The sequence below is a fragment of the Streptomyces roseifaciens genome (assembly GCF_001445655.1).
GTDB lineage: Bacteria > Actinomycetota > Actinomycetes > Streptomycetales > Streptomycetaceae > Streptomyces > Streptomyces aureoversilis.
The window spans coordinates 545272-563175 of record NZ_LNBE01000004.1 but is presented as its reverse complement, the minus strand read 5'-3'; the positions used below and the strand labels follow the sequence as shown (position 1 = coordinate 563175).

General features: G+C 70.2%; 19 protein-coding genes and 1 tRNA gene. 9 read left to right on the top strand and 11 right to left on the bottom strand.

The features are described 5' to 3' along the window. The first annotated feature begins 64 nt into the window (after positions 1–64). From AS857_RS40440 to AS857_RS19610, 5 genes are read left to right on the top strand one after another with little or no spacing between them, the layout of a single operon-like run. Complete coding sequence (locus AS857_RS40440) at positions 65–238, top strand: hypothetical protein (protein ID WP_173864783.1); 174 nt, start codon at positions 65–67, stop codon at positions 236–238. Beyond that, positions 235–414: a hypothetical protein gene (locus AS857_RS19625; RefSeq protein WP_058044606.1), complete on the top strand. Its 180-nt coding sequence runs from the start codon at positions 235–237 to the stop codon at positions 412–414. Before AS857_RS40440 ends, AS857_RS19625 begins: the two co-directional genes overlap by 4 nt. After that, positions 411–1811, top strand: a complete 1401-nt coding sequence (gene repSA, locus AS857_RS19620; protein WP_058044605.1) for a replication initiator protein RepSA — start codon at positions 411–413, stop codon at positions 1809–1811. Before AS857_RS19625 ends, repSA begins: the two co-directional genes overlap by 4 nt. Then, positions 1808–1996: a helix-turn-helix transcriptional regulator gene (locus AS857_RS19615; protein ID WP_058044604.1), complete on the top strand. Its 189-nt coding sequence runs from the start codon at positions 1808–1810 to the stop codon at positions 1994–1996. Before repSA ends, AS857_RS19615 begins: the two co-directional genes overlap by 4 nt. Then, positions 1996–3141, top strand: a complete 1146-nt coding sequence (locus tag AS857_RS19610) for a tyrosine-type recombinase/integrase (RefSeq protein ID WP_079110507.1) — start codon at positions 1996–1998, stop codon at positions 3139–3141. The genes AS857_RS19615 and AS857_RS19610 overlap by 1 nt, the downstream gene beginning before the upstream one ends. 55 nt (positions 3142–3196) lie before the next feature. Here AS857_RS19610 and AS857_RS19605 read toward each other — a convergent pair. Then, positions 3197–3271 (bottom strand) — tRNA-Val (locus AS857_RS19605). Between the two features lie 202 nt (positions 3272–3473). On the opposite strand from AS857_RS19605, the gene AS857_RS19600 reads away from it, so the two are divergent. From AS857_RS19600 to AS857_RS19590, 3 genes are all read left to right on the top strand, one after another. Further along, on the top strand, positions 3474–4247 hold the full coding sequence (locus AS857_RS19600) for a DUF4097 family beta strand repeat-containing protein (RefSeq protein WP_058044603.1): 774 nt from the start codon (positions 3474–3476) through the stop codon (positions 4245–4247). Positions 4248–4331: 84 nt separating this feature from the next. Further along, positions 4332–5729, top strand: coding sequence for a coiled-coil domain-containing protein (locus tag AS857_RS19595; protein WP_079110506.1), 1398 nt, complete (start codon positions 4332–4334; stop codon positions 5727–5729). Positions 5730–6012: 283 nt separating this feature from the next. Beyond that, positions 6013–6228 carry an FmdB family zinc ribbon protein gene (locus tag AS857_RS19590; RefSeq protein ID WP_058044602.1) on the top strand — a complete coding sequence of 72 codons (216 nt, stop codon included), beginning with the start codon at positions 6013–6015 and terminating at the stop codon, positions 6226–6228. A gap of 7 nt (positions 6229–6235) precedes the next feature. On the opposite strand, the gene AS857_RS19585 is transcribed toward AS857_RS19590, so the two are convergent. Genes AS857_RS19585 through AS857_RS19570 form a run of 4 tightly spaced genes read right to left on the bottom strand, consistent with a single transcriptional unit; the run spans position 6236 to position 11541 of the window. Then, a complete protein-coding gene (locus AS857_RS19585) occupies positions 6236–6901 on the bottom strand; it encodes an O-methyltransferase (RefSeq protein WP_058044601.1) in 666 nt (221 codons plus the stop codon). A gap of 49 nt (positions 6902–6950) precedes the next feature. Beyond that, the gene (locus AS857_RS19580) at positions 6951–7754 is read right to left on the bottom strand and encodes an HAD family hydrolase (RefSeq protein WP_058044600.1); all 804 of its coding nucleotides are present in this window, start codon (positions 7752–7754) and stop codon (positions 6951–6953) included. Further along, positions 7751–10375 carry a phosphoribosyltransferase gene (locus AS857_RS19575; RefSeq protein WP_058044599.1) on the bottom strand — a complete coding sequence of 875 codons (2625 nt, stop codon included), beginning with the start codon at positions 10373–10375 and terminating at the stop codon, positions 7751–7753. Before AS857_RS19575 ends, AS857_RS19580 begins: the two co-directional genes overlap by 4 nt. Continuing rightward, positions 10372–11541 carry an HpcH/HpaI aldolase/citrate lyase family protein gene (locus tag AS857_RS19570; protein WP_058044598.1) on the bottom strand — a complete coding sequence of 390 codons (1170 nt, stop codon included), beginning with the start codon at positions 11539–11541 and terminating at the stop codon, positions 10372–10374. The genes AS857_RS19575 and AS857_RS19570 overlap by 4 nt, the downstream gene beginning before the upstream one ends. 241 nt (positions 11542–11782) lie before the next feature. Between AS857_RS19570 and AS857_RS19565 the strand changes: the two genes are divergently transcribed. After that, complete coding sequence (locus AS857_RS19565; RefSeq protein ID WP_058044597.1) at positions 11783–12730, top strand: TerD family protein; 948 nt, start codon at positions 11783–11785, stop codon at positions 12728–12730. 180 nt (positions 12731–12910) lie between these two features. Here AS857_RS19565 and AS857_RS19560 read toward each other — a convergent pair whose 3' ends face one another. The 6 genes from AS857_RS19560 to AS857_RS19535 form a co-directional block, all read right to left on the bottom strand. Further along, entirely contained in the window at positions 12911–13654 is a 744-nt protein-coding gene (locus tag AS857_RS19560) for a TerD family protein (protein ID WP_058044596.1), read from the bottom strand. Positions 13655–13819: 165 nt separating this feature from the next. Beyond that, positions 13820–14974, bottom strand: coding sequence for a DUF475 domain-containing protein (locus AS857_RS19555; RefSeq protein ID WP_058044595.1), 1155 nt, complete (start codon positions 14972–14974; stop codon positions 13820–13822). Positions 14975–15023: 49 nt separating this feature from the next. Continuing rightward, entirely contained in the window at positions 15024–15599 is a 576-nt protein-coding gene (locus tag AS857_RS19550) for a TerD family protein (protein ID WP_058044594.1), read from the bottom strand. Between the two features lie 117 nt (positions 15600–15716). Continuing rightward, a complete protein-coding gene (locus AS857_RS19545; protein WP_058044593.1) occupies positions 15717–16292 on the bottom strand; it encodes a TerD family protein in 576 nt (191 codons plus the stop codon). 120 nt (positions 16293–16412) lie between these two features. Further along, positions 16413–16871: a peroxiredoxin gene (locus AS857_RS19540; protein WP_058044592.1), complete on the bottom strand. Its 459-nt coding sequence runs from the start codon at positions 16869–16871 to the stop codon at positions 16413–16415. Between the two features lie 184 nt (positions 16872–17055). Further along, positions 17056–17478 carry a DUF3052 domain-containing protein gene (locus AS857_RS19535; RefSeq protein WP_058044591.1) on the bottom strand — a complete coding sequence of 141 codons (423 nt, stop codon included), beginning with the start codon at positions 17476–17478 and terminating at the stop codon, positions 17056–17058. Positions 17479–17904 lie beyond the last annotated feature (426 nt).

Here is a 17904-nt window from a genome sequence, read left to right as displayed (position 1 = left end):
CTTTCGCCGCCCCGGGCGCCTGGCCCCATTTCAGATCCAACGGACCCGAAAGGGAGACCTCATCATGCCTCAGCACACCCTGGGCCCGCGCGTCTGCCGTGCCTGCGACGGCTTCGCATCGGCCATGGTCACCACCGGCACCCGTCACCGTGACGGCTCCCGCGCCCTGCTCCGCGTTGTCTGCCGCACCTGCCGCGGCACCGGTACCCCTCGCGAACGCCAGGAGGTGGCCCGGTGACCCTCCTCGACTGGCATGACCCCAAGCACTTCGACTCCAGCGGCGACAAGCCGTGCGTGTGCTGCGGTAAGCCCACCCCCTTACGCTCCGACCGGGGTAGGCCCGTCCACAAGGTCTGTGCGGAGAACTGGTACGACACCCACCGCACCAGTGAGGAGAAGGGCAACGGCCGATGAGCGCCAAGCCCGTGCCAGACCTGCTCGACCCGACCATCCTGGGCGATCTACTCAGGGTGGCTTCGGCCCCCGACTTCGCCCGGTGGCAAGACCAGATCCGCCGTACCGGAGGCTGCGCTGATCCGATCCATCTGCGTGGCTGGGCGGTCACACGGGACGGTGCCACCGGGGAGATCCTCCACAGCTACAGCACGGACACCGAGCCCGGCGGGCGTCTGCGCATCGCCTGCGGGAATCGCCGCGCATCCCGCTGCCCCTCCTGCGCCTGGCTCTACGCCGGTGACACCTTCCACCTCATCCGCGCTGGCCTCGTCGGCGACGAGAACAAGAACATCTCCACCGCCGTCCGCAACCGGCCCCGCGTCTTCCTCACCCTGACCGCCCCTTCCTTCGGCCCAGTCCACAACCGCCCGTCGACCGGCCGCTGCCGCTGCAAAACCCATCACCCCGACGGTGATCCCGCCCTGGGAACGCCGCTCAACCCGCACACCTACGACTACGCAGCCGCCGTCCTCTTCAACAATCACGCCGGAGAACTGTGGGCCCGCTTCACCCGCCGTCTGCGTCGCGAGATCGCCTCACGCGTCGGTATCACCCAACGGGAGCTTCCCGACTACCTGCAAGTGGCCTTCGGCAAGGTCGCCGAATTCCAGAAGCGTGGCGCCGTGCACTTCCACGCCGTCATCCGACTCGACGGACCCAAGCGCTGCCCCGACACCCTGCCCACATGGGCCACCCTCGACCTGCTCACCGACGCAATCCGGGCCGCCGCCACGCACGCCTACACCACGGTGAAGGTTCCTCCGAACGACGAAGCGGGCTACCACATCGGCCGGGAACTGCGTTGGGGCGAACAACTCGACATCCGCCCTATTCAGGCTTTCAACAGCGGCCACGACATCACCGAACAGGCAGTCGCTTCCTACGTCGCCAAGTACGCCACCAAAGCCGCCGAAGTGACCGGTACCCTAGACCGCCGCATCGGAGAACTTGCCGAACTCGACCAACACCAAGTCCCCGCCCACGCCCGTCGGCTCATCCGTGCCTGCTGGGACCTCGATAAGGCCTACCCCGAACGACGTCTGTGGGATTGGGCGCACATGCTCGGCTTCCGGGGCCACTTCTCCACCAAGTCCCGCCAGTACTCCACCACCCTCGGCGCGCTCCGGCAGGCTCGGGCTGATTACCGTGCCACCCAACAACGGCAAGCTCTAGGGCTCCCCGAGATCGAGCCTGGAACCGTGCTCGTCCTGGCCGATTGGCAATTCGCTGGCCATGGACACACCCCCGGCGAATCCGCCCTCGCCGCAAGCATCGCCGAAGGCATTCGGATCAACCGTGAAACCACCCGCGAGGTTCAGCAAGGTCGGCACTTTGAGAAGGAGGAGCAGCCATGACCACTGCCACCGAGGAACTACTCACCGTGCCAGAAGTCATGAGGCTCCTCAAGCTCGGGCGCTCCAAGGTCTACGACCTGATCCGTAGCCGACGCCTGGCCTCCATCACCATCGACCGTTCGCGGCGTATCCCTGCTGGCGCCGTACGCGGCTTCATTGCCGACCGGATCGAGGAGGCTGCCTGATGGCCACCGAGCGCAAGCGCAACCCCAACGGGGCCGGAACAATCACCAAGCGCAAAGACGGCCGGTATCAAGCTGCGGTTTACGTGCTGCAGCCGGATGGGACCCGGGCGCGTAAGTTCGCCTACGGCAAGACCTGGGCAGAGTGCGACGTCAAAAGGCGAGAGCTTCTCAACAAGGTACACAGCGGCATTCCTGTCCCTACTCGGTCGGCAAAGCTCTCGGAGTGGCTGCCCTACTGGCTGGAGCACGTCATTAAGCCCCACCGGAAGCGCACGACATACGCGAAGTACGAGACGCATGCCCGTCTCTATCTGAATCCGCATCTCGGAACAAAGACCCTGGAAAAGCTGAGCGCGCGGGACGTTCGGGCTGCCCTGGCTCGGATCGCCAAGGCCACAACAGCAGCGACCGCGAAGGAATCACACCGTGTTCTGCGCTCTGCTCTCTCAACGGCCTGCCGCGAGGAACTGATCACTCGCAACGTGGTGAAGCTCGTCGAAGCGCCGAGCGTGGATGTCTACGAAAGCAGCGTGTGGACGTTGGAGGAGACGCTGAAGTTCATCTTCGTCGCTCGCCGCGACCCCCTGTACGCGGCCTTCATGCTCGCGGTCGGCCTCGGCCTGCGGCGTGGTGAACTCGTCGGACTACGTTGGCAGGACATCGACTTGGACAGCATGACCGTTCAGGTACGCAAGCAGCGCCAACGCGTCGGCGGGGAGAACTACGAGGACGACACCAAGAACCGCCGCAAGCGTGCCTTGCCGCTACCGGTTCTGTGTGTAGCACCACTCCGTTGGCAGCGCATGCGCCAGCAAGCCCTGCACGCGAAGGCAGGGGACTCGTGGCGAGAGAGTGACCTGGTGTTCACCACGCGCACCGGTCGGCCGATCGAGGGCAGTAACGTCCTTCGATCGTTCCACCGGCTGAGTGCCAAGGCTGACGTCCCGAGGATCCGGGTGCACGACGCGCGACACGGAGCGGCCACGCTGCTTGCTGCGGGCAACGTTCATCCGCGCGTAGCCATGGAGATCCTCGGGCATAGCAAGATCAGCGTGACCATGGACGTCTATACGCACGTGCCGGACGCGCTAAAGCGCGAAGCTGTGGCCCACATGGACCGTATGCTCGGCCGTCGCCGACGTTGATGTCATCCGTGGATGTCAAAGGCCCCCGGCGGTGATCCGCCGGGGGCCTTCGCACTGGTGGGCACAGACGGATTTGAACCGCCGACATCTGCTTTGTAAGAGCAGCGCTCTACCGCTGAGCTATGCGCCCCGGCACGAGGTGACAGCCTACATGGCACCGCCCGGGTCCCCGCAAATGTGAGGGCGGCGGGGCGCGTACGGGGGTTATCCCCACCCCCGGTCCGGTAGCAGGCTTCACCCCCGTCCGGTAGGAGGCTTCATCGCGCCCGGGCGTGATCCACTTCTACGCTTGCCGGGTACACAGCACCCGTCGACCCGACCCCGGAGTTCCGATGAAGCCGCGCTCCCGCGCCCGTTCCGCCGCCCGCTTCTCTCTCGTCACGGCCGGCGTGCTGGCCGCCGGGGCGGCCCTGGCCGGCTGCGGGAGCGCGGACGCGAGCGAGGCGAAGCCCGAGAGCAAGACGTTCGCGCTGGCCGGCAAGGAGCTGACCGTCGAGTCCGACAACTCGGCCCTGGAGATCGTGCCCGCCGACGTCAAGGGTGTCGAGGTCACACGCTGGTTCTCGGGGTGGACCCTGGGCGGGACCACCAAGGTCTCCTGGGAGCTGGACGGCTCCGTGCTGAAGCTGAAGGAGCAGTGCAGCGGGCTGAGCGCGGACTGCGAGGCCCGGCACAAGATCGAGGTGCCGCGCGGGGTGAAGGTGACCGTGAAGAGCGACAACGGCTCGGTGAAGACCCGCGGCTTCGACACTGACCTCAAGATCACCTCTGACAACGGCGCCGTGGCGGTCGTCGACAGCAGCGGAGCCCTCGACCTCTTCAGCTCCAACGGCACCGTGCGCACCACCGGCATCACCTCGGCCCGGGTGAAGGCCGGCTCGGACAACGGCGCGGTGCGGCTCACGCTCAGCCGGGTCCCGGACCGGGTGGAGGCCACGAGCAACAACGGCGCCCTCACCCTCGACCTGCCCCGCGCCTCCTACCGGGTCGACGCGCGCAGCCGCAACGGCGCCGAGCACGTGGACGTGCCCCGCGACGACAACAGCAAGCACGTCGTCTCGGCCCGCACCGGCAACGGCGAGCTGAAGATCCGCACGGCGGAGTAGCGCGAACCATCCGTCCTGTGTGTTCGTCCTTACCGGGTGGGAGAATGGCATCCGGGCCAGGGGCGATCCATCGGGAGAGGGCAAGTGACGGCGACCTTCGCGCAGTCCGTACGACCGGCACACCGCCGCTTCCGGGCCGTCAGAGCCCTCACGGCCGCCGCCCGGGAGACCCTCGCCCTCGCGCTGCTGCCCGTCCCCCTGCTCGCCGCGGCCGCCGTCACCGCCGCGCCCGCGGCCTTCGCCGGCGGCGGCACGCGCCGCTGGGGCTGGGGCCGCGGCGAAGGACAGCGGGCCGACGCCCAGGCCGCGAAGGACGCCGCCGCAGCCGCCTTCTACGAGCTCGACACCGCCCAGCGCGAGCTGCGGATCTCCATCGAGACGATCACGGCGGTGGACTCCTCCCCCGCCGCCCGCAAGGCCGAAGCCGACTTCGCCTCCTTCGGGCAGCGCATCGACGAGGTCTCCCACGCCTACATCTCCGCCGTCGACTCCCACGACATCGACCGCGAGGACCTCGACTCCGGCGCCGCCGCCCGGGCCCGCGCCGACCTCACCGCCGCCAAGGACGAGCTGCTGCGCGCCAAGGCCGACCTGGAGCGCTTCGGGCAGGGCCTCGGCCCGCTGCTGGCCGCCGCGGAGACGCAGCTCGCCCGGCTCGCGCCCGCCGTCGAGCGGGCCCGCCAGGGCCTCCTCGCCGCCACGCAGGCCCTCGACGCCGTCCGGGAGACCGGCCTGAAGGCCGACGGCCTCGCCGCGCGCCTCGCCGCCCTCTCCCCCGAGCTCACCCGGCTCAACCAGGGCGCCGGGCAGCACGGCGTACAGGAGACCCTCCAGCGTGCGGAAAGGGTCCTGCACGAAGCCGAGGCCGTGCGCGGCGAGGCCGAGGCGCTGCCCGCGAAGGTCGCCGAGATCGACAAGCGGCTGGTGTCCCTGCGGACGCGCGCTCAGGCTCTGACGACCCGTGCCGCGGGCGTCCAGCCCGTCCTCAGCGAACTGCGCCGCCGCTACAGCGCCGCCTGCTGGCAGGACCTCCAGCAGGTGCCCGAGGAGGCGCAGCGGGCCGTCGCCCGGGCCGAGGAGAAGCTCGCCGAGGCGCGCCGGGCGCGGGACGAGCAGCGGTGGCCGGACGCGCTGGCCCTGCTGTCGACCGTGCGGGCCGTGCTGAGCACGACGGACGAGTCCGTCTCCGCCGCCGGGGACCGGCTGCGGCGGCTGGACGAGGTCTCCTTCGACCACCAGGGCGAGGTCGAGCGCACCCGCTTCGCGATCCGCGACGCCCAGCGGCTCGCGATGGAGGGGCGCAGCACGCCCGATCCGCGGCACGCTCGGCCGCTGGACGAGGCCGTGGAGCGCCTGGAGCGGGCGGTGGCGGGGCTGGAGGGGCGCCACCCGGACTGGTGGCACTTCCTGACCGAGACGGAGGCTGTGCGGGGGGTTGTGGCGGAGGTCGTCCAGGGGATACGGGGGGAGCGGGGGCGGTAGTCGCCGGGTGCGGTGGTGACCGGGTGCGGGTGCGTCTCGGGTTCGGTGGCGGGGGCTCCGGGGTGGGGGTCCGGGGCCGTATATTTACGGGCCCGTCCCCCCGGCGTCACGGGCACCGGCACCCGTGACTGGCCCGCAAATACACGTCAGCGCCCCGGACCCCCACCCCTGCGCCCCCACCACCTCCCGCCGGTGACGCCCCCCGCGGTTGTGGGCAGTCGTGCCGCTGGGGCGGCACAACCGCGGGGGCCGCACGGCACTCGGGCCTGGCTATGCTGCCCGCATGCCTCGTTACGAATATCGCTGCCGTGCCTGTGGAGACACCTTCGAGCTCAGCCGGCCCATGGCCGAGTCGGCTGCACCGGCCACGTGTCCCGTGGGGCACGAGGACACGGTGAAGCTGCTGTCCGCCGTGGCCGTCACGGGCGGCGGCTCCTCCTCCGCGCCGGCCCCGCAGGGCGGCGGCGGAGGCTGCTGCGGAGGCGGCTGCTGCTCCTAGCGCGCGGCTAGGAGCCCACGCGCCGCGCGAGGGTCAGCCCGTCGGCCACCGTGATCATCACGGACTCCATGCGCTTGTCGGCCGCCACGTGCGTGTTGAACTGCCGCACGGCGGCCCCCATGGGGTGGTTCCCCGGGTCGAGGACGGACCCCATCATGAACACGTTGTCGGCCACGATCAGCCCGCCCGGCCGCATCCGCGGGACGAGCTCCTCCCAGTAGTTGATGTAGTTGTCCTTGTCGGCGTCGATGAACGCGAGGTCGACGTGGGGCTCTTCGGGCATGGCCCGCAGGGAGTCCAGGGCGGGCGCGATGCGCAGGTCGATGCGGCCGTCGACGCCCGCCTGCTCCCACGCCTGGCGTGCGTAGGCCGTCCACTCCTCGGAGATGTCCAGGGCGACGAGCCTGCCGCCCTCGGGCAGCGCCTGGGCCATGGAGAGCGCGGACAGGCCGGTGAAGGTGCCGACCTCCACGATGTGCCGGGCGCCCGTCAGCCGGACGAGGAAGGCCAGGAGCGGCCCCTGCTCCTGGGCGATCTGCTTGACCGCGTGCCTCGGAAGAGCCCGCTGCGTGGTCTCCACCAGCCCCCGCTGCACGGGGTCGAGCGGGGGATTGTGAGCGAGCACGTACGCGTGCAGCTCGGGCGTGATGGGAGTGCCTTTGAGCTCTGCCACGGGGGTTCTCCTCGACTCGCCGACGACTTGCCGCAAACCGCGAACGAGCCTACGCCGCCGCGCCCGTGAAAGCCCGCAGGATCTCCTCGCCCGCGGCCACGCCGCGCGTCTCCAGGGCCGTGACGTGCGGGGCGGACCAGCCGGAGTCGGCGAGCTCGCCGTGGCCGGGCCGCCAGCCGCGGCCGGCCGCCAGCAGCAGGTCGGCGTCGAGCAGGGAGTCCCCCGCGGCCAGCACCTCGGAGGCGCCCGTGCGCCGCGCGACCTCGGCTACCGCGGCGCCCTTGGTGAGCGGCCGGGGCACGGCGTAGAGCTTGCGGCCCTGCAGGGACACGCTCCAGCCGCGGGCGCCGGCCCACTCGGTGAGCTCCGCGACCCACTCGCCGGGCAGCAGGGAACGGTCCACGACGAGGTAGGCGAACAGGCCCTCCGCGGTGCGCTCCTTGAGCAGCCACGCCGGGTCGGCGGTGCGCACCAGGTGCTCGCGCACCTCGGCGAGCGTGGCGCACTCGGCGCCGATCCGCCGCTCCACGCCGGCCCGCCAGGCGCGGTCGGACTCGCCGTCGACGAGCAGCTCCCCGCCGTTGGCGCAGATCGCGTACGCGGGAGGGCGGCCGGGCAGGCTGATCCGCCCGTACTGCTCGCGCGTCCGGGTGGTCGTGGGCACGAACACGGCGGAGGCGGTCAGCTCCGCCAGCGCGGCGGCCGCGGCCTCGGTCATGTACGACAGCGGCTTGCGGTCGTAGACCTCGACGCACAGCAGCCGGGGCGCCGAGGCGTCGGGCCCGGCGAGATCGAGCGCCGCGGCCGAATAGATGAGGGTGCGGTCGAGATCACTGGCGACGACGACGGTCACTTGGTCACCGCCTTGCCGTCGGCGCCGGTGGCGCCGCGGGTGTAGCGGGGGTGGATGAGGCCGACGCAGCTGTACGGCAGCCCGTCCACCTCCTCCACCGGCACGCCCCGCTGCTCGGCGAGCAGCCGCACGTGAGCCAGGTCCTCCCCGGTCCCGCGCTGGGCGAGGATCTTCCACGGGACGCGGCGCAGCAGCACCCGGGTGGTCTCTCCCACCCCCGGCTTGACGAGGTTGACGTCGTGGATGCCGTACTCCTCGCTGATCCGCTCCACGGCGGCCCAGCCGGCCCAGGTGGGCGTCCGGTCGGCGGCGGCCAGCTCCTTGGCGTCCCGCGCCACGTCCTCCTCCACCTCGCCGAAGCGGGCGGTGACGGCGTCGAGGAAGTCCCGGGACACGTCGGCCCCGGCGAGCTCGCGGTAGAACTTCGCGCCGTGGAAGTCCTCCGGCCCGACCAGGTCGGGACGCAGGACGGTGCGGGAAATCAGCCCGGAAACAGTCGAGTTGAGGCAGGCGGACGGAATGAGGAAGTCGTCCCGCGTGCCGTAGGTGTCCACGCACTGCCCGGGGTCGGCCAGCACGGCGATCCGCGGGTCGAAGCCGGGGAACTCCTCCAGCGCAGCCGCCAGTTCGCGGGTGATCGCCCCCTTGCCCGTCCAGCCGTCCACGAAGACGACGTCGGCGGGGTCGTGGTGCTCGGCCAGCCAGCGCAGGGCGACGCGGTCGATGCCGCGGCCCCGCACGATGGAGACGGCGTAGTGCGGCAGGTCCAGACCGTGCGCGTGCCGCGCCCAGCGGCGCATCAGCACGCCCACGGGCGTCCCGGCCCGGGCCAGCGAAACGAGCACCGGCCGCGGCGAACGCTCGGCGAGCACCATCTCGGTGACGGCTCCCACGGCACGGGCCATGCGCGCCGCCGACGTCTCCAGAGCCGCGTGGAAGAGCGCCTGGTACTGCTCGCTCGGCTGGTACTCGACGGGCAGCGACTCGGCGTAGTGCGCACCGCCGCTCTGAATGGCCTCCTCGCGCTCCTCGGTGGGCGCCTCCAGCTCGGCACCGGAAAGGTCCTGGAGGAGCCAGCCGACGTCCTCCGGCTCGTAGGAGGAGAAGGCGGGGCCTCTGAGCGGTTCGGGCATGGAGGAAGCGACCTCGGGAACGTAGGAGGGAACGACGGCCAGCAGCACCTGACCGGCATGCGGGGCGACTGCGTCGAGCAGGCCGCCCGGGGCGTGGAGCTCGGCGGTGTCACCGCGGGAGTCGACCACGACCACGACCGCGTCGAAGCCGGCGCCCGCCACGTTGTACGCGTAGCGGTCGCCCGGGCCGTCGTCGGGGGCGTCGTGCGCCGGGAAGGTGATCCGCGAACGGATCGCGTAGCCCGGGTCGTCCACGGGCAGCACGGGCGACCTGGTGGTCGTGGAGAAGAAGACGTCGGCGCCGTCGAGGGCGTCGTCCAGCGCGCCGGCGAGGCGCAGGGGTGCGTACATCAGCTCCTCGTTGCCGAGGACGAGGATGCGGGCCGGTGCTGCATCCGTCTGCGGGGGCTGAGCGCCATCGCCGTCCGCGAGCCTGCCCACCCTCCCCCAGCTACCGCTGGGGGTGCCCACAACACTTGAGGCGAGGTGGGCTGCCATCGCCGGCAGCGCAGCTTCCAGAGATGCCCTGTGCTCGGGGGTGAAGCCGTGGCGGCCGCCGTCCGGGACGCCGGGCGGCCAGGGAAGGTCCACGCGGGAGGTGGTGGGGGCGCAGGGGTGGGGGTCCGGGGCGCTGACGTGTATTTGCGGGCCAGTCACGGGTGCGTGCTCCGCTGACGCCGGGGGTACCGGCCCGTAAATATACGGCCCCGGACCCCCACCCCGGAGCCCCCGCCGCCGGACCCGAGACGCACCCGCAGACGCAGACGCAGCAGCCTCCTGCTCCGCCACCAGCTCCTGCCCCCGCTCCAGCACCCCCTCCGGCAACCGCACCGCCCCCGAAGCCAGAGCGATCAGATCGACCCGCGCCCCCAGCTCCGCCGCGAACTCCTCCAGCCGAGCCCGGTCCCCCTCCGACCGCATGTCGACCAGCGCAACCACCACGTACCGCGCCCGCGGGAACCGCGCATGCAACGCCGCGATCGTGTTCAGAACCGTCCGCCCCGTGGAGAACTCGTCATCCACCAGCACCAACGGCCCGTCCCCCGCCAGCAGCCCCGCATCCTCGGGCAGCAACAAATGCGACGTGGCGTGACTATGCTCCTCCTCGAAGCCACCGACGGGGGCAACCCCCGCCACGGCCCGCCGCGTCGAGTGCAGGTAAGGAGCGAGCCCCAGCCCGTCGGCGACGGCGTGCCCCAGCCCCGTAGCGGTCTCCGCGTACCCCAGGACGACGGCCCGAGCAGCCTCCGCCTCGCCGAGGAGCGCCCGCACCCGCCGCCCGAGCCCGGCCCCGGACTCGTACACCGCCGCCGGCGACGCCGGCACGTGCTTGCCCAGCACGTTCGACACCAGCAGATGCGCCCGCTTCGGGTTCCTCCTCAGCGCCAGCCCCAGGAGCCCCGGCAGCTGCGCGTCACCGTCCAGGGAGACGCCGAGCCGCTCGGCGACCCACTGTCCGGACCACACACCCGCCCCGGAGCCCGTCACGCGCCCGCCCCCACGCTCGCCGCCAGCAGCTCCACAAAGCTCACGTCCTCCCGCGCGACGCCGAACACCTCGGCGCGCAGCATGATCCGCTCGGCCCAGGCCCGGTGCGGCTTCACTTCGTTCATCTTGTTCGTGTAGGCGGACCGCAGCACGCCGCCGCCGTCCTGTTCCGGCCGCAGGATGTCCTGCGCATCGCTGAACTCTTCATGGCTGACGACGGACAGGGCGTGAACGGGCGCGACGTGCGAGGGGTGGATGCAGGTCTTGCCCTGGAGCCCGTTCGCCCGGTCGAGCTGGATCTCGCGCAGGAGCCCGTCCATGTCGTGCTGGATGAGGGCGGTGCGCAGCTCCTCCGCGGGCCCGGCGAAGGGCGTGCGCCGCAGCTGCGGCTTGAACATCCGCTCGTGCTGTCTGAAGTACTCCCACACCGGGCCGGTGACGGTGAACCCGGTGCCGTCGGCCCGTCCGAGCACGTTCACGACGTCGGCGATCACCGAGGCGACGAGCTGGACGTCGTAGGCGGTCATGTCGGGCGCCCGGCGCAGCCCGTACGCGGAGCAGAAGTCGGTGACGCCGAGCCGCAGGGCGAGCACCCGGTCGCGGTACTTCTCGACGGTGCGGGCGATCCCGGCGAGGGCCTCGCGCCGCGTCTCCAGGTGCAGCAGCTCGGGCGACTCCAGAACGGGCATGGCGAAGAGCCGGTGGCCGCACTCCGCCTCGGCCTCGGTGAGCGCCTCCAGGAAGGGCACGCCCCGCTCCTCGGTGAACTTCGGCAGGACGAAGCCGGAGAGCAGCCGGACGGCGGGCCCGAGCCGCCGCACGAGATCGGTGATCTGGGCGGGCTCGCGCACACGGATGAAGAGCAGGGGCACCGGACCGCCGCCGGCCGCGTCCATCGCGGTGAACTGCCGGACGAGGTTCTCCTCGGCGGCGACGACGTCCTGGTCGCCTATGGAGTCCTCCAGGCAGAGCACCATGGACACGACGCCGCGCCCGGCCTGCTTGGCGATGTCCGCGGCGAGGGCCGGCCGCGTGCCGGGGCTGTAGAGCGTGGCGCCGAGGGCGACGGAGAGCGTGCGGGCCGGGGAGCCGGCGTCGAAGGCGACCGGCTCCCGGTGGAACAGACCATTCCGCACTGAGGGCGCAAGGTGTTCGAAATGCCTCATTACTCTCCCCGTGACCACGACCTCCCACCGGCTCGTCCGGGCAGAAGTGTGGCCGATTATCGTACGTCCGGCGACGGGTCAAGAGTTCCCCAAGTGCATGAAAATCTGGGGCCCCGTATGAGTCCCCGAAGTGTCGGCACGGGGAGCCGGCGGGGGCACCGTGTGCCGGTTTCGTGATCGTCGCCACCGCCGCCGCCCCCTGCGTTGTCCCCCGCAGCCGTGGGAGGGCAGGATTGCGGACATGACGCACGCCATGCTGAAGGGGTCGAACATCCCGCTGGACGCCCGCGCCGTGCGGGCCGTACTGCGCTGGACCCCCGGCCCGGGCGTCCCGGACGTGGATGCCTCCGCCCTGCTCGTGGGCGAGGAGGGCCGCGTTCGCTCGGACGAGGACTTCGTCTTCTACAACCAGCCCCGCCACCCCTCCGGCGCCGTCCGCCACCTGCGCAAGAAACGGCTGGTCGAAGGCTTGACGGACGCGATCGAGACCGACCTGACCGCGCTGGAGCCGTCGGTGCAGCGGGTCGTGCTGGCCGCCTCGGCGGACGGCGGCGACTTCGGCCGGGTCCGGGACCTGTGCGTCCTGGTCTACGACGCGGCGGCGGTCCCCCCGGGGCAGACCGGGGAGCCGCTCGCACTGTTCGAGGTCCAGCCGGAGACGGGCTCCGAGACCGCGATGATCTGCGGGGAGCTCTACCGGCGCGGGGAGGGCTGGAAGTTCCGGGCGCTGGGGCAGGGCTACGCGTCGGGGCTGGTCGGACTGGCCACGGAGTTCGGGATCTCGGTCGACGAATCCGAGGAGACGGGCGGCGAGGGACAGGCGCCGGCCGGAGTGCCCACGGGGGCGCCCGAGGGGGCGCCGTCCCCCACACCGACGGGCGGACCGATGCCCACACCGGCGCCCACGCCCACGCCCGCCCCCGCGCCCGATCCGGAGTGCACGCCTGAGCCGGCGCCGCAGCCGCAGCCGCAGCCGCAGCCGGGGTACGGGTATCCGCCGCCGCCCCCGGTACCGCCGGTGGCCCCGGCCGCACCGGTGGCGCCGCCGCAGCCGGCGTACGGCTACCCGCAGCAGCCCGTGCCCTCGGCGGGCGCGCCGTCCTACGGGTATCCGCCGCCGTACCGGCCGGTGCCGGACCCGTCCTTCCGGCTGCCGCCGCAGGGCCCGCAGTTCCTGCCGAACCGCTGACCGCGGGGGCCGCCGGCCGCGGGGAACCGCCGGCCGCAGCGAACCGCTGCCCGCAGCACCGCCCCGGGGCTCTGCCCCGGACCCCGGTCCTCAAGCGCCGGACGGCTGAAGATGTTGGAGTGACCGCCTTCGTATGGGCGCGAGGCACCCGCGTCGGCGCGGCACCCGGCGAAGGCGCGGTCACACCTTCGTCTTGTACCCCCTCCCCCACTGCAGCCCCCACCCGTACAACCGGTCCAGCTCCGCCTGGAAGCCGTACACGTACTTCATCTCGCGCCGCAGGATGATCTCGCCCTTGACGTTCTCCAGCATCACCACGGCGCACGACCGCGCCTCCGGTGCGCGCTCCTCCAGGGCGATCTCGATCCGGGGGCCGTTGCCCGGGTAGAGCGTGACCGTGGCGTGCGTACGGTCGAACGCCGGGGTGCCGTCATAGATGTAGACGAAGATCAGCAGTCGCTTGATCTCGGCACGGTGGTCCATGTTGATGTAGATCGTCTCGCCGGACCCGGAGCCGAACCTGTCGTCGCCGCTCAGCTGGACGTACGGCGGGCTGTTGATGCTGCCCAGTATGTTCCCGAGGGGCTGCACCACGCCTTTGGCGCCGTCCTGGAGCTCGTACATGCAGGCGAGGTCGAGGTCGACGTTCACCATGGCGGGGCCCTGCGCCTGCACCATCTCGGGCCGGAACTTGCGCATGGGGTGCCGTAGACCCTGGATGCGGCCGGGCCGGTCGCCGAAGTCCGAGGTGCGCATCCGCCAGGAGAGGTTGACCCGGAGATTGCCGGTGACCGCCCCCTGCTTGCTGAGCGAGAACGAGGGATGACGCTTGGTCAGCTCGACGGCGCCGTGCGCACCGCCGAAGTCGAGCTGCTGCGCGGCCGCGCGCCCCCAGTTGCTGAAGAACCTGTCCCAGACCGCCATAGGAACCCCACCCCTTTTTCTGCACATTCCCGCTCAACTGCCGCGGGGCGGCCGTGAGGTGAGCCTCACGACCGCCCCGCTGAGAGCGTTCCTCAAATGTGCCAGGGTCACACCCCGGGAGGGGTCACACCCTGGAAAGGGCGGGTCACTCCCCGGAAGCGTGGGTCAGGCGCCGGAAGCGACTTCCGACTTGGTGCCGGAGCCATTGCCCTCCGCCGCCTCCTTGCGGTTGCGCATCACGGAGGACATGAAGGACAGCCCGATGAGGACCACACCGATGAGACCGGTGACGACCTCGGGGACCTCGTGCTTGATGGAGATCAGCAGGATGACGGCGAGGGCACCGATGGCGTAGTGCGCGCCGTGCTCGAGATAGACGTAGTCGTCCAGGGTCCCCTTGCGGACGAGGAAGACCGTCAGCGACCGGATGTACATGGCGCCGATGCCGAGGCCGAGGGCCATCACGAAGATGTCGTTGGTGACGGCGAAGGCGCCGATGACACCGTCGAAGGAGAAGGACGCGTCGATGACCTCGAGGTAGAGGAACAGGAAGAAGGCGGCCTTGCCGGCGAGGCCGACGACCGAGCCGTTGCCCTGCTTCGCGGTGGCGGGCGCCGCATCCTTCGCGGCCTCGTCCTCCTCGTCCTCCTCGGCCTCTTCGAGACGGTTCTCGAAGAAGCCGGAGATTCCGCCGACGACCAGATACGTCACCAGACCGCCGATTCCGGCGAGCAGGACCGTGGTGGCCTTGTCGATCGTGCCCTCACCGTCGTGCACCGGGACGGCGGTGGCGAAGGTGGTGGCGGCGATCAGGAGGATGACCAGGGAGACGACGATGGAGAGGGTCTCCAGCTTGCCGAGCTTGGCGAGCGGCTTCTCCAGCCAGGCGAGCCACTTGATGTCCCGGTCCTCGAAGACGAAGTCCAGGAAGATCATCAGCAGGAACATGCCACCGAACGCGGCAATGGCCGGGTGGGCGCTGGTGACCAGCGCCTCGTACCGGTCGTGATCCTGAATGGCGACCTTGACCGCTTCGATCGGCCCCAGCTTCGCGGTGATGGCGACGATGAAGACCGGGAACACCAGCCTCATGCCGAAGACGGCGATGAGGATGCCCAGGGTCAGGAACATCTTCTGCCAGAACGGGTTCATCTTCCGGAGGATTCCGGCATTGATGACCGCGTTGTCGAACGAGAGCGAGATCTCGAGGACGGACAGTATCGCGACGATCGCGAGCCCCTGCCACCCCCAGAGGACACCGGCCAAGGCCAGTCCGGCCGCCGTGATGGCGAACGACCAACCAAAGGTTTTCAGGAGCACTGGCTACCCAATCCTTCGTTATGGGGTTTCCCCCGCGCCGTGCGCGGCTTTACGAAACGTTGACCCCGAAGTCTAGGGCGATGCCGCGCAGGCCCGACGCGTACCCCTGACCCACCGCCCGGAACTTCCATTCGCCGCCGTAACGGTAGACCTCGCCGAAGATCATCGCGGTCTCGCTGGAGGCGTCCTCGCTGAGGTCGTAGCGGGCGAGTTCGGTGCCGTCGGCCTGGTTGACCACGCGGATGTAGGCATTGCTGACCTGGCCGAAGCTCTGGCCACGGGCATCGGCGTCGTGAATGCTGACCGGAAAGACGATCTTGTCGCAGGCGGCCGGGACCTTGGTGAGGTCGACCAGGATCGTCTCGTCGTCGCCGTCACCCTCACCGGTGAGATTGTCGCCGGTGTGTTCGACGGAGCCCTCGGGGCTCTTGAGGTTGTTGTAGAAGACGAAGTACTCGTCACCGAGCACCCGGCCCGTGGCGCACAGCAGGGCGCTGGCGTCGAGGTCGAAGGGGGCTCCGGTGGTGGATCGCGCGTCCCAGCCGAGACCGACCGTCACATTGGTGAGGTTGGGTGCGGCCTTGGAGAGGGAGACGTTGCCTCCCTTGGCGAGCGTGACGCCCATGATCTTGTTTCCTCCCCGGTCGAGATCCGGCGCCCTCGGGCAGCGGGGGCACCGTGCACGTCCGGCGCCGCACTCCCGGGAACGGGGGTGCGGCGCCGGACGCGGATGGCCTGTCGGTCAGACGTTGACGCCGAAGTCCTGCGCGATGCCACGCAGGCCCGAGGCGTAACCCTGGCCGATGGCGCGGAACTTCCACTCCGCGCCGTGGCGGTAGAGCTCGCCGAAGACCATGGCGGTCTCGGTCGAGGCGTCCTCGCTGAGGTCGTAGCGGGCGAGCTCGGCGTTGTCGGCCTGGTTCACCACGCGGATGTACGCGTTGCGGACCTGACCGAAGCTCTGCTGGCGCGACTCGGCCTCGTAGATCGAGACCGGGAACACGATCTTGGCGACATCGGCGGGCACGCCGGCCAGGTTGACCTTGATGACCTCGTCGTCGCCCTCGCCCTCACCGGTGAGGTTGTCACCCTGGTGCTCGACGGAGCCGTCGGGGCTCTTGAGGTTGTTGAAGAAGACGAAGTTCTGGTCGTTGGCGACCTTCCCCTGGTCGTTCGTCAGCAGTGCGCTGGCGTCCAGGTCGAAGTCCGTACCGGTGGTGGTACGGGCGTCCCAGCCGAGACCGACGATGACCGCGGTCAGGTTCGGGGCCGCCTTGGTCAGCGAGACGTTGCCGCCCTTGCTGAGACTGACTCCCACGAGTCCTCCATTGGTTCGAGTTCGAGGGGGTAGGGCTCCGCCTGCGCCCCCGGTGTGCGATGGCATCCGGTCAACGTGTGGATCCTAGTGACCGGTTCCCACCGATTACATACTTCTTGCTCAGAGAGCTGCGAGCGCCTTGGTGTACTCGTCCAGGTCACGCGCGTCGGGCAGGCCGTTGACGACGGTCCAGCGCACGACGCCCTCCTTGTCGATGATGAAGGTGCCGCGCACCGCGCAGCCCTTCTCCTCGTCGAAGACGCCGTAGGCGCGGCTGACGTCGCCGTGCGGCCAGAAGTCGGAGAGCAGCGGGTAGGTGAGGCCCTCCTGCTCGGCGAAGACGCGCAGCGAGAACGGGGCGTCGTTGGAGACGGCGAGCAGCTGGACGTCGTCGTTGACGAACTTCGGCAGCTCGTCGCGCAGGGCGCACAGCTCGCCGGTGCACACGCCGGTGAAGGCGAAGGGGTAGAAGAGCAGGACGACGTTCTTCTCACCGCGGTAGTCGGAGAGCCGGACGGTCTCGCCGTGCTGGTTCCTCAACGCGAAGTCCGGAGCCTTGGTGCCGACCTCGATCGCCATGTTCGCATCCCTCATCTCGGCAGGGGCCGGCCCGGGGTCCGCGCCCGGACCCGGCCACCGGCGGGTAGGGCGCCCAGTGTGTCACTGTGCGCCCCCCGCGATGCACCGCGCCCCCCGGCAGCTGTGCTGTCGGGGGGCGCGGCGGCGGCTCTTCCGGCGGCGGGCCCGGGGGCCGGCGGCGTTCCTAGCGCTTGGGGGCGGCCAGACGGGTGCCGGTCCAGTCCTTGGCCACGCTGATGCTCTTCGTCTGGGAGAGCCCGGCGGTCTGCGCGGCGTCCTGGATGTCGCTCGGCTCGATGTAGCCGTCGCGGCCGGTCTTGGGCGTCAGCAGCCAGATGTTGCCGCCGTCCTCGAGCAGACCGATGGCGTCCACCAGCGCGTCCGTGAGGTCTCCGTCCTCATCCCGGAACCACAGCAGGACGACGTCGGCCACGTCGTCATAGTCCTCGTCAACGAGGTCCTGGCCGATGATGGACTCGATACCTTCACGGAGATCATGATCGACGTCGTCGTCGTAACCGATCTCCTGGACCACCTGCCCGGGCTCGAAACCCAGCCTTGCAGCCGGATTGGTCCGCTCCTCCGCGTGGTCCGCGGTCGCGCTCACGGATTTCCTCCTGTCATCCTTCGAGACGTTTCATTCGCCTCGCGCGTACGCGAAACGATGGGCGTAGTCCACACGTGACGGACGGATCGCGCAAGTACCCGGCCATCGGGACCGCCGAAACGTTGACGGACGGGGACGTCCTATGGCAACTCCAACCATGAGGCAGGAGGGGCAAGTGATTCACAACACAGAACTTTGCCGGTTTTGCGAAGTTACTCCATGTGATGACCCGGGCCGACCCCGAACAGCCGTACACAGGGAACCTCCTTTGGGGGCGTAAGGTTGCGATTTGGCCGCCCCGGGCGACCGACAAACGCTGCTTCGTCTCACCAGTGGTGGTTACCGCCCAGTAGAGATGACGTTTCCGCCGCCGCGGTCCACGATGGGACCGGCGCGACATAAAGCAGAGCAATATTTGACCGCGTG

Excerpts from the sequence above, each read along its gene's own strand:
- AS857_RS40440 (WP_173864783.1), top strand. The coding sequence starts at position 65 with ATGCCTCAGCACACCCTGGGCCCGCGCGTCTGCCGTGCCTGCGACGGC.
- repSA (WP_058044605.1), top strand. The coding sequence starts at position 411 with ATGAGCGCCAAGCCCGTGCCAGACCTGCTCGACCCGACCATCCTGGGC.
- AS857_RS19615 (WP_058044604.1), top strand. The coding sequence starts at position 1,808 with ATGACCACTGCCACCGAGGAACTACTCACCGTGCCAGAAGTCATGAGG.
- AS857_RS19610 (WP_079110507.1), top strand. The coding sequence starts at position 1,996 with ATGGCCACCGAGCGCAAGCGCAACCCCAACGGGGCCGGAACAATCACC.
- AS857_RS19600 (WP_058044603.1), top strand. The coding sequence starts at position 3,474 with ATGAAGCCGCGCTCCCGCGCCCGTTCCGCCGCCCGCTTCTCTCTCGTC.
- AS857_RS19590 (WP_058044602.1), top strand. The coding sequence starts at position 6,013 with ATGCCTCGTTACGAATATCGCTGCCGTGCCTGTGGAGACACCTTCGAG.
- AS857_RS19570 (WP_058044598.1), bottom strand. The coding sequence starts at position 11,541 with ATGAGGCATTTCGAACACCTTGCGCCCTCAGTGCGGAATGGTCTGTTC.
- AS857_RS19565 (WP_058044597.1), top strand. The coding sequence starts at position 11,783 with ATGACGCACGCCATGCTGAAGGGGTCGAACATCCCGCTGGACGCCCGC.
- AS857_RS19560 (WP_058044596.1), bottom strand. The coding sequence starts at position 13,654 with ATGGCGGTCTGGGACAGGTTCTTCAGCAACTGGGGGCGCGCGGCCGCG.
- AS857_RS19550 (WP_058044594.1), bottom strand. The coding sequence starts at position 15,599 with ATGGGCGTCACGCTCGCCAAGGGAGGCAACGTCTCCCTCTCCAAGGCC.
- AS857_RS19540 (WP_058044592.1), bottom strand. The coding sequence starts at position 16,871 with ATGGCGATCGAGGTCGGCACCAAGGCTCCGGACTTCGCGTTGAGGAAC.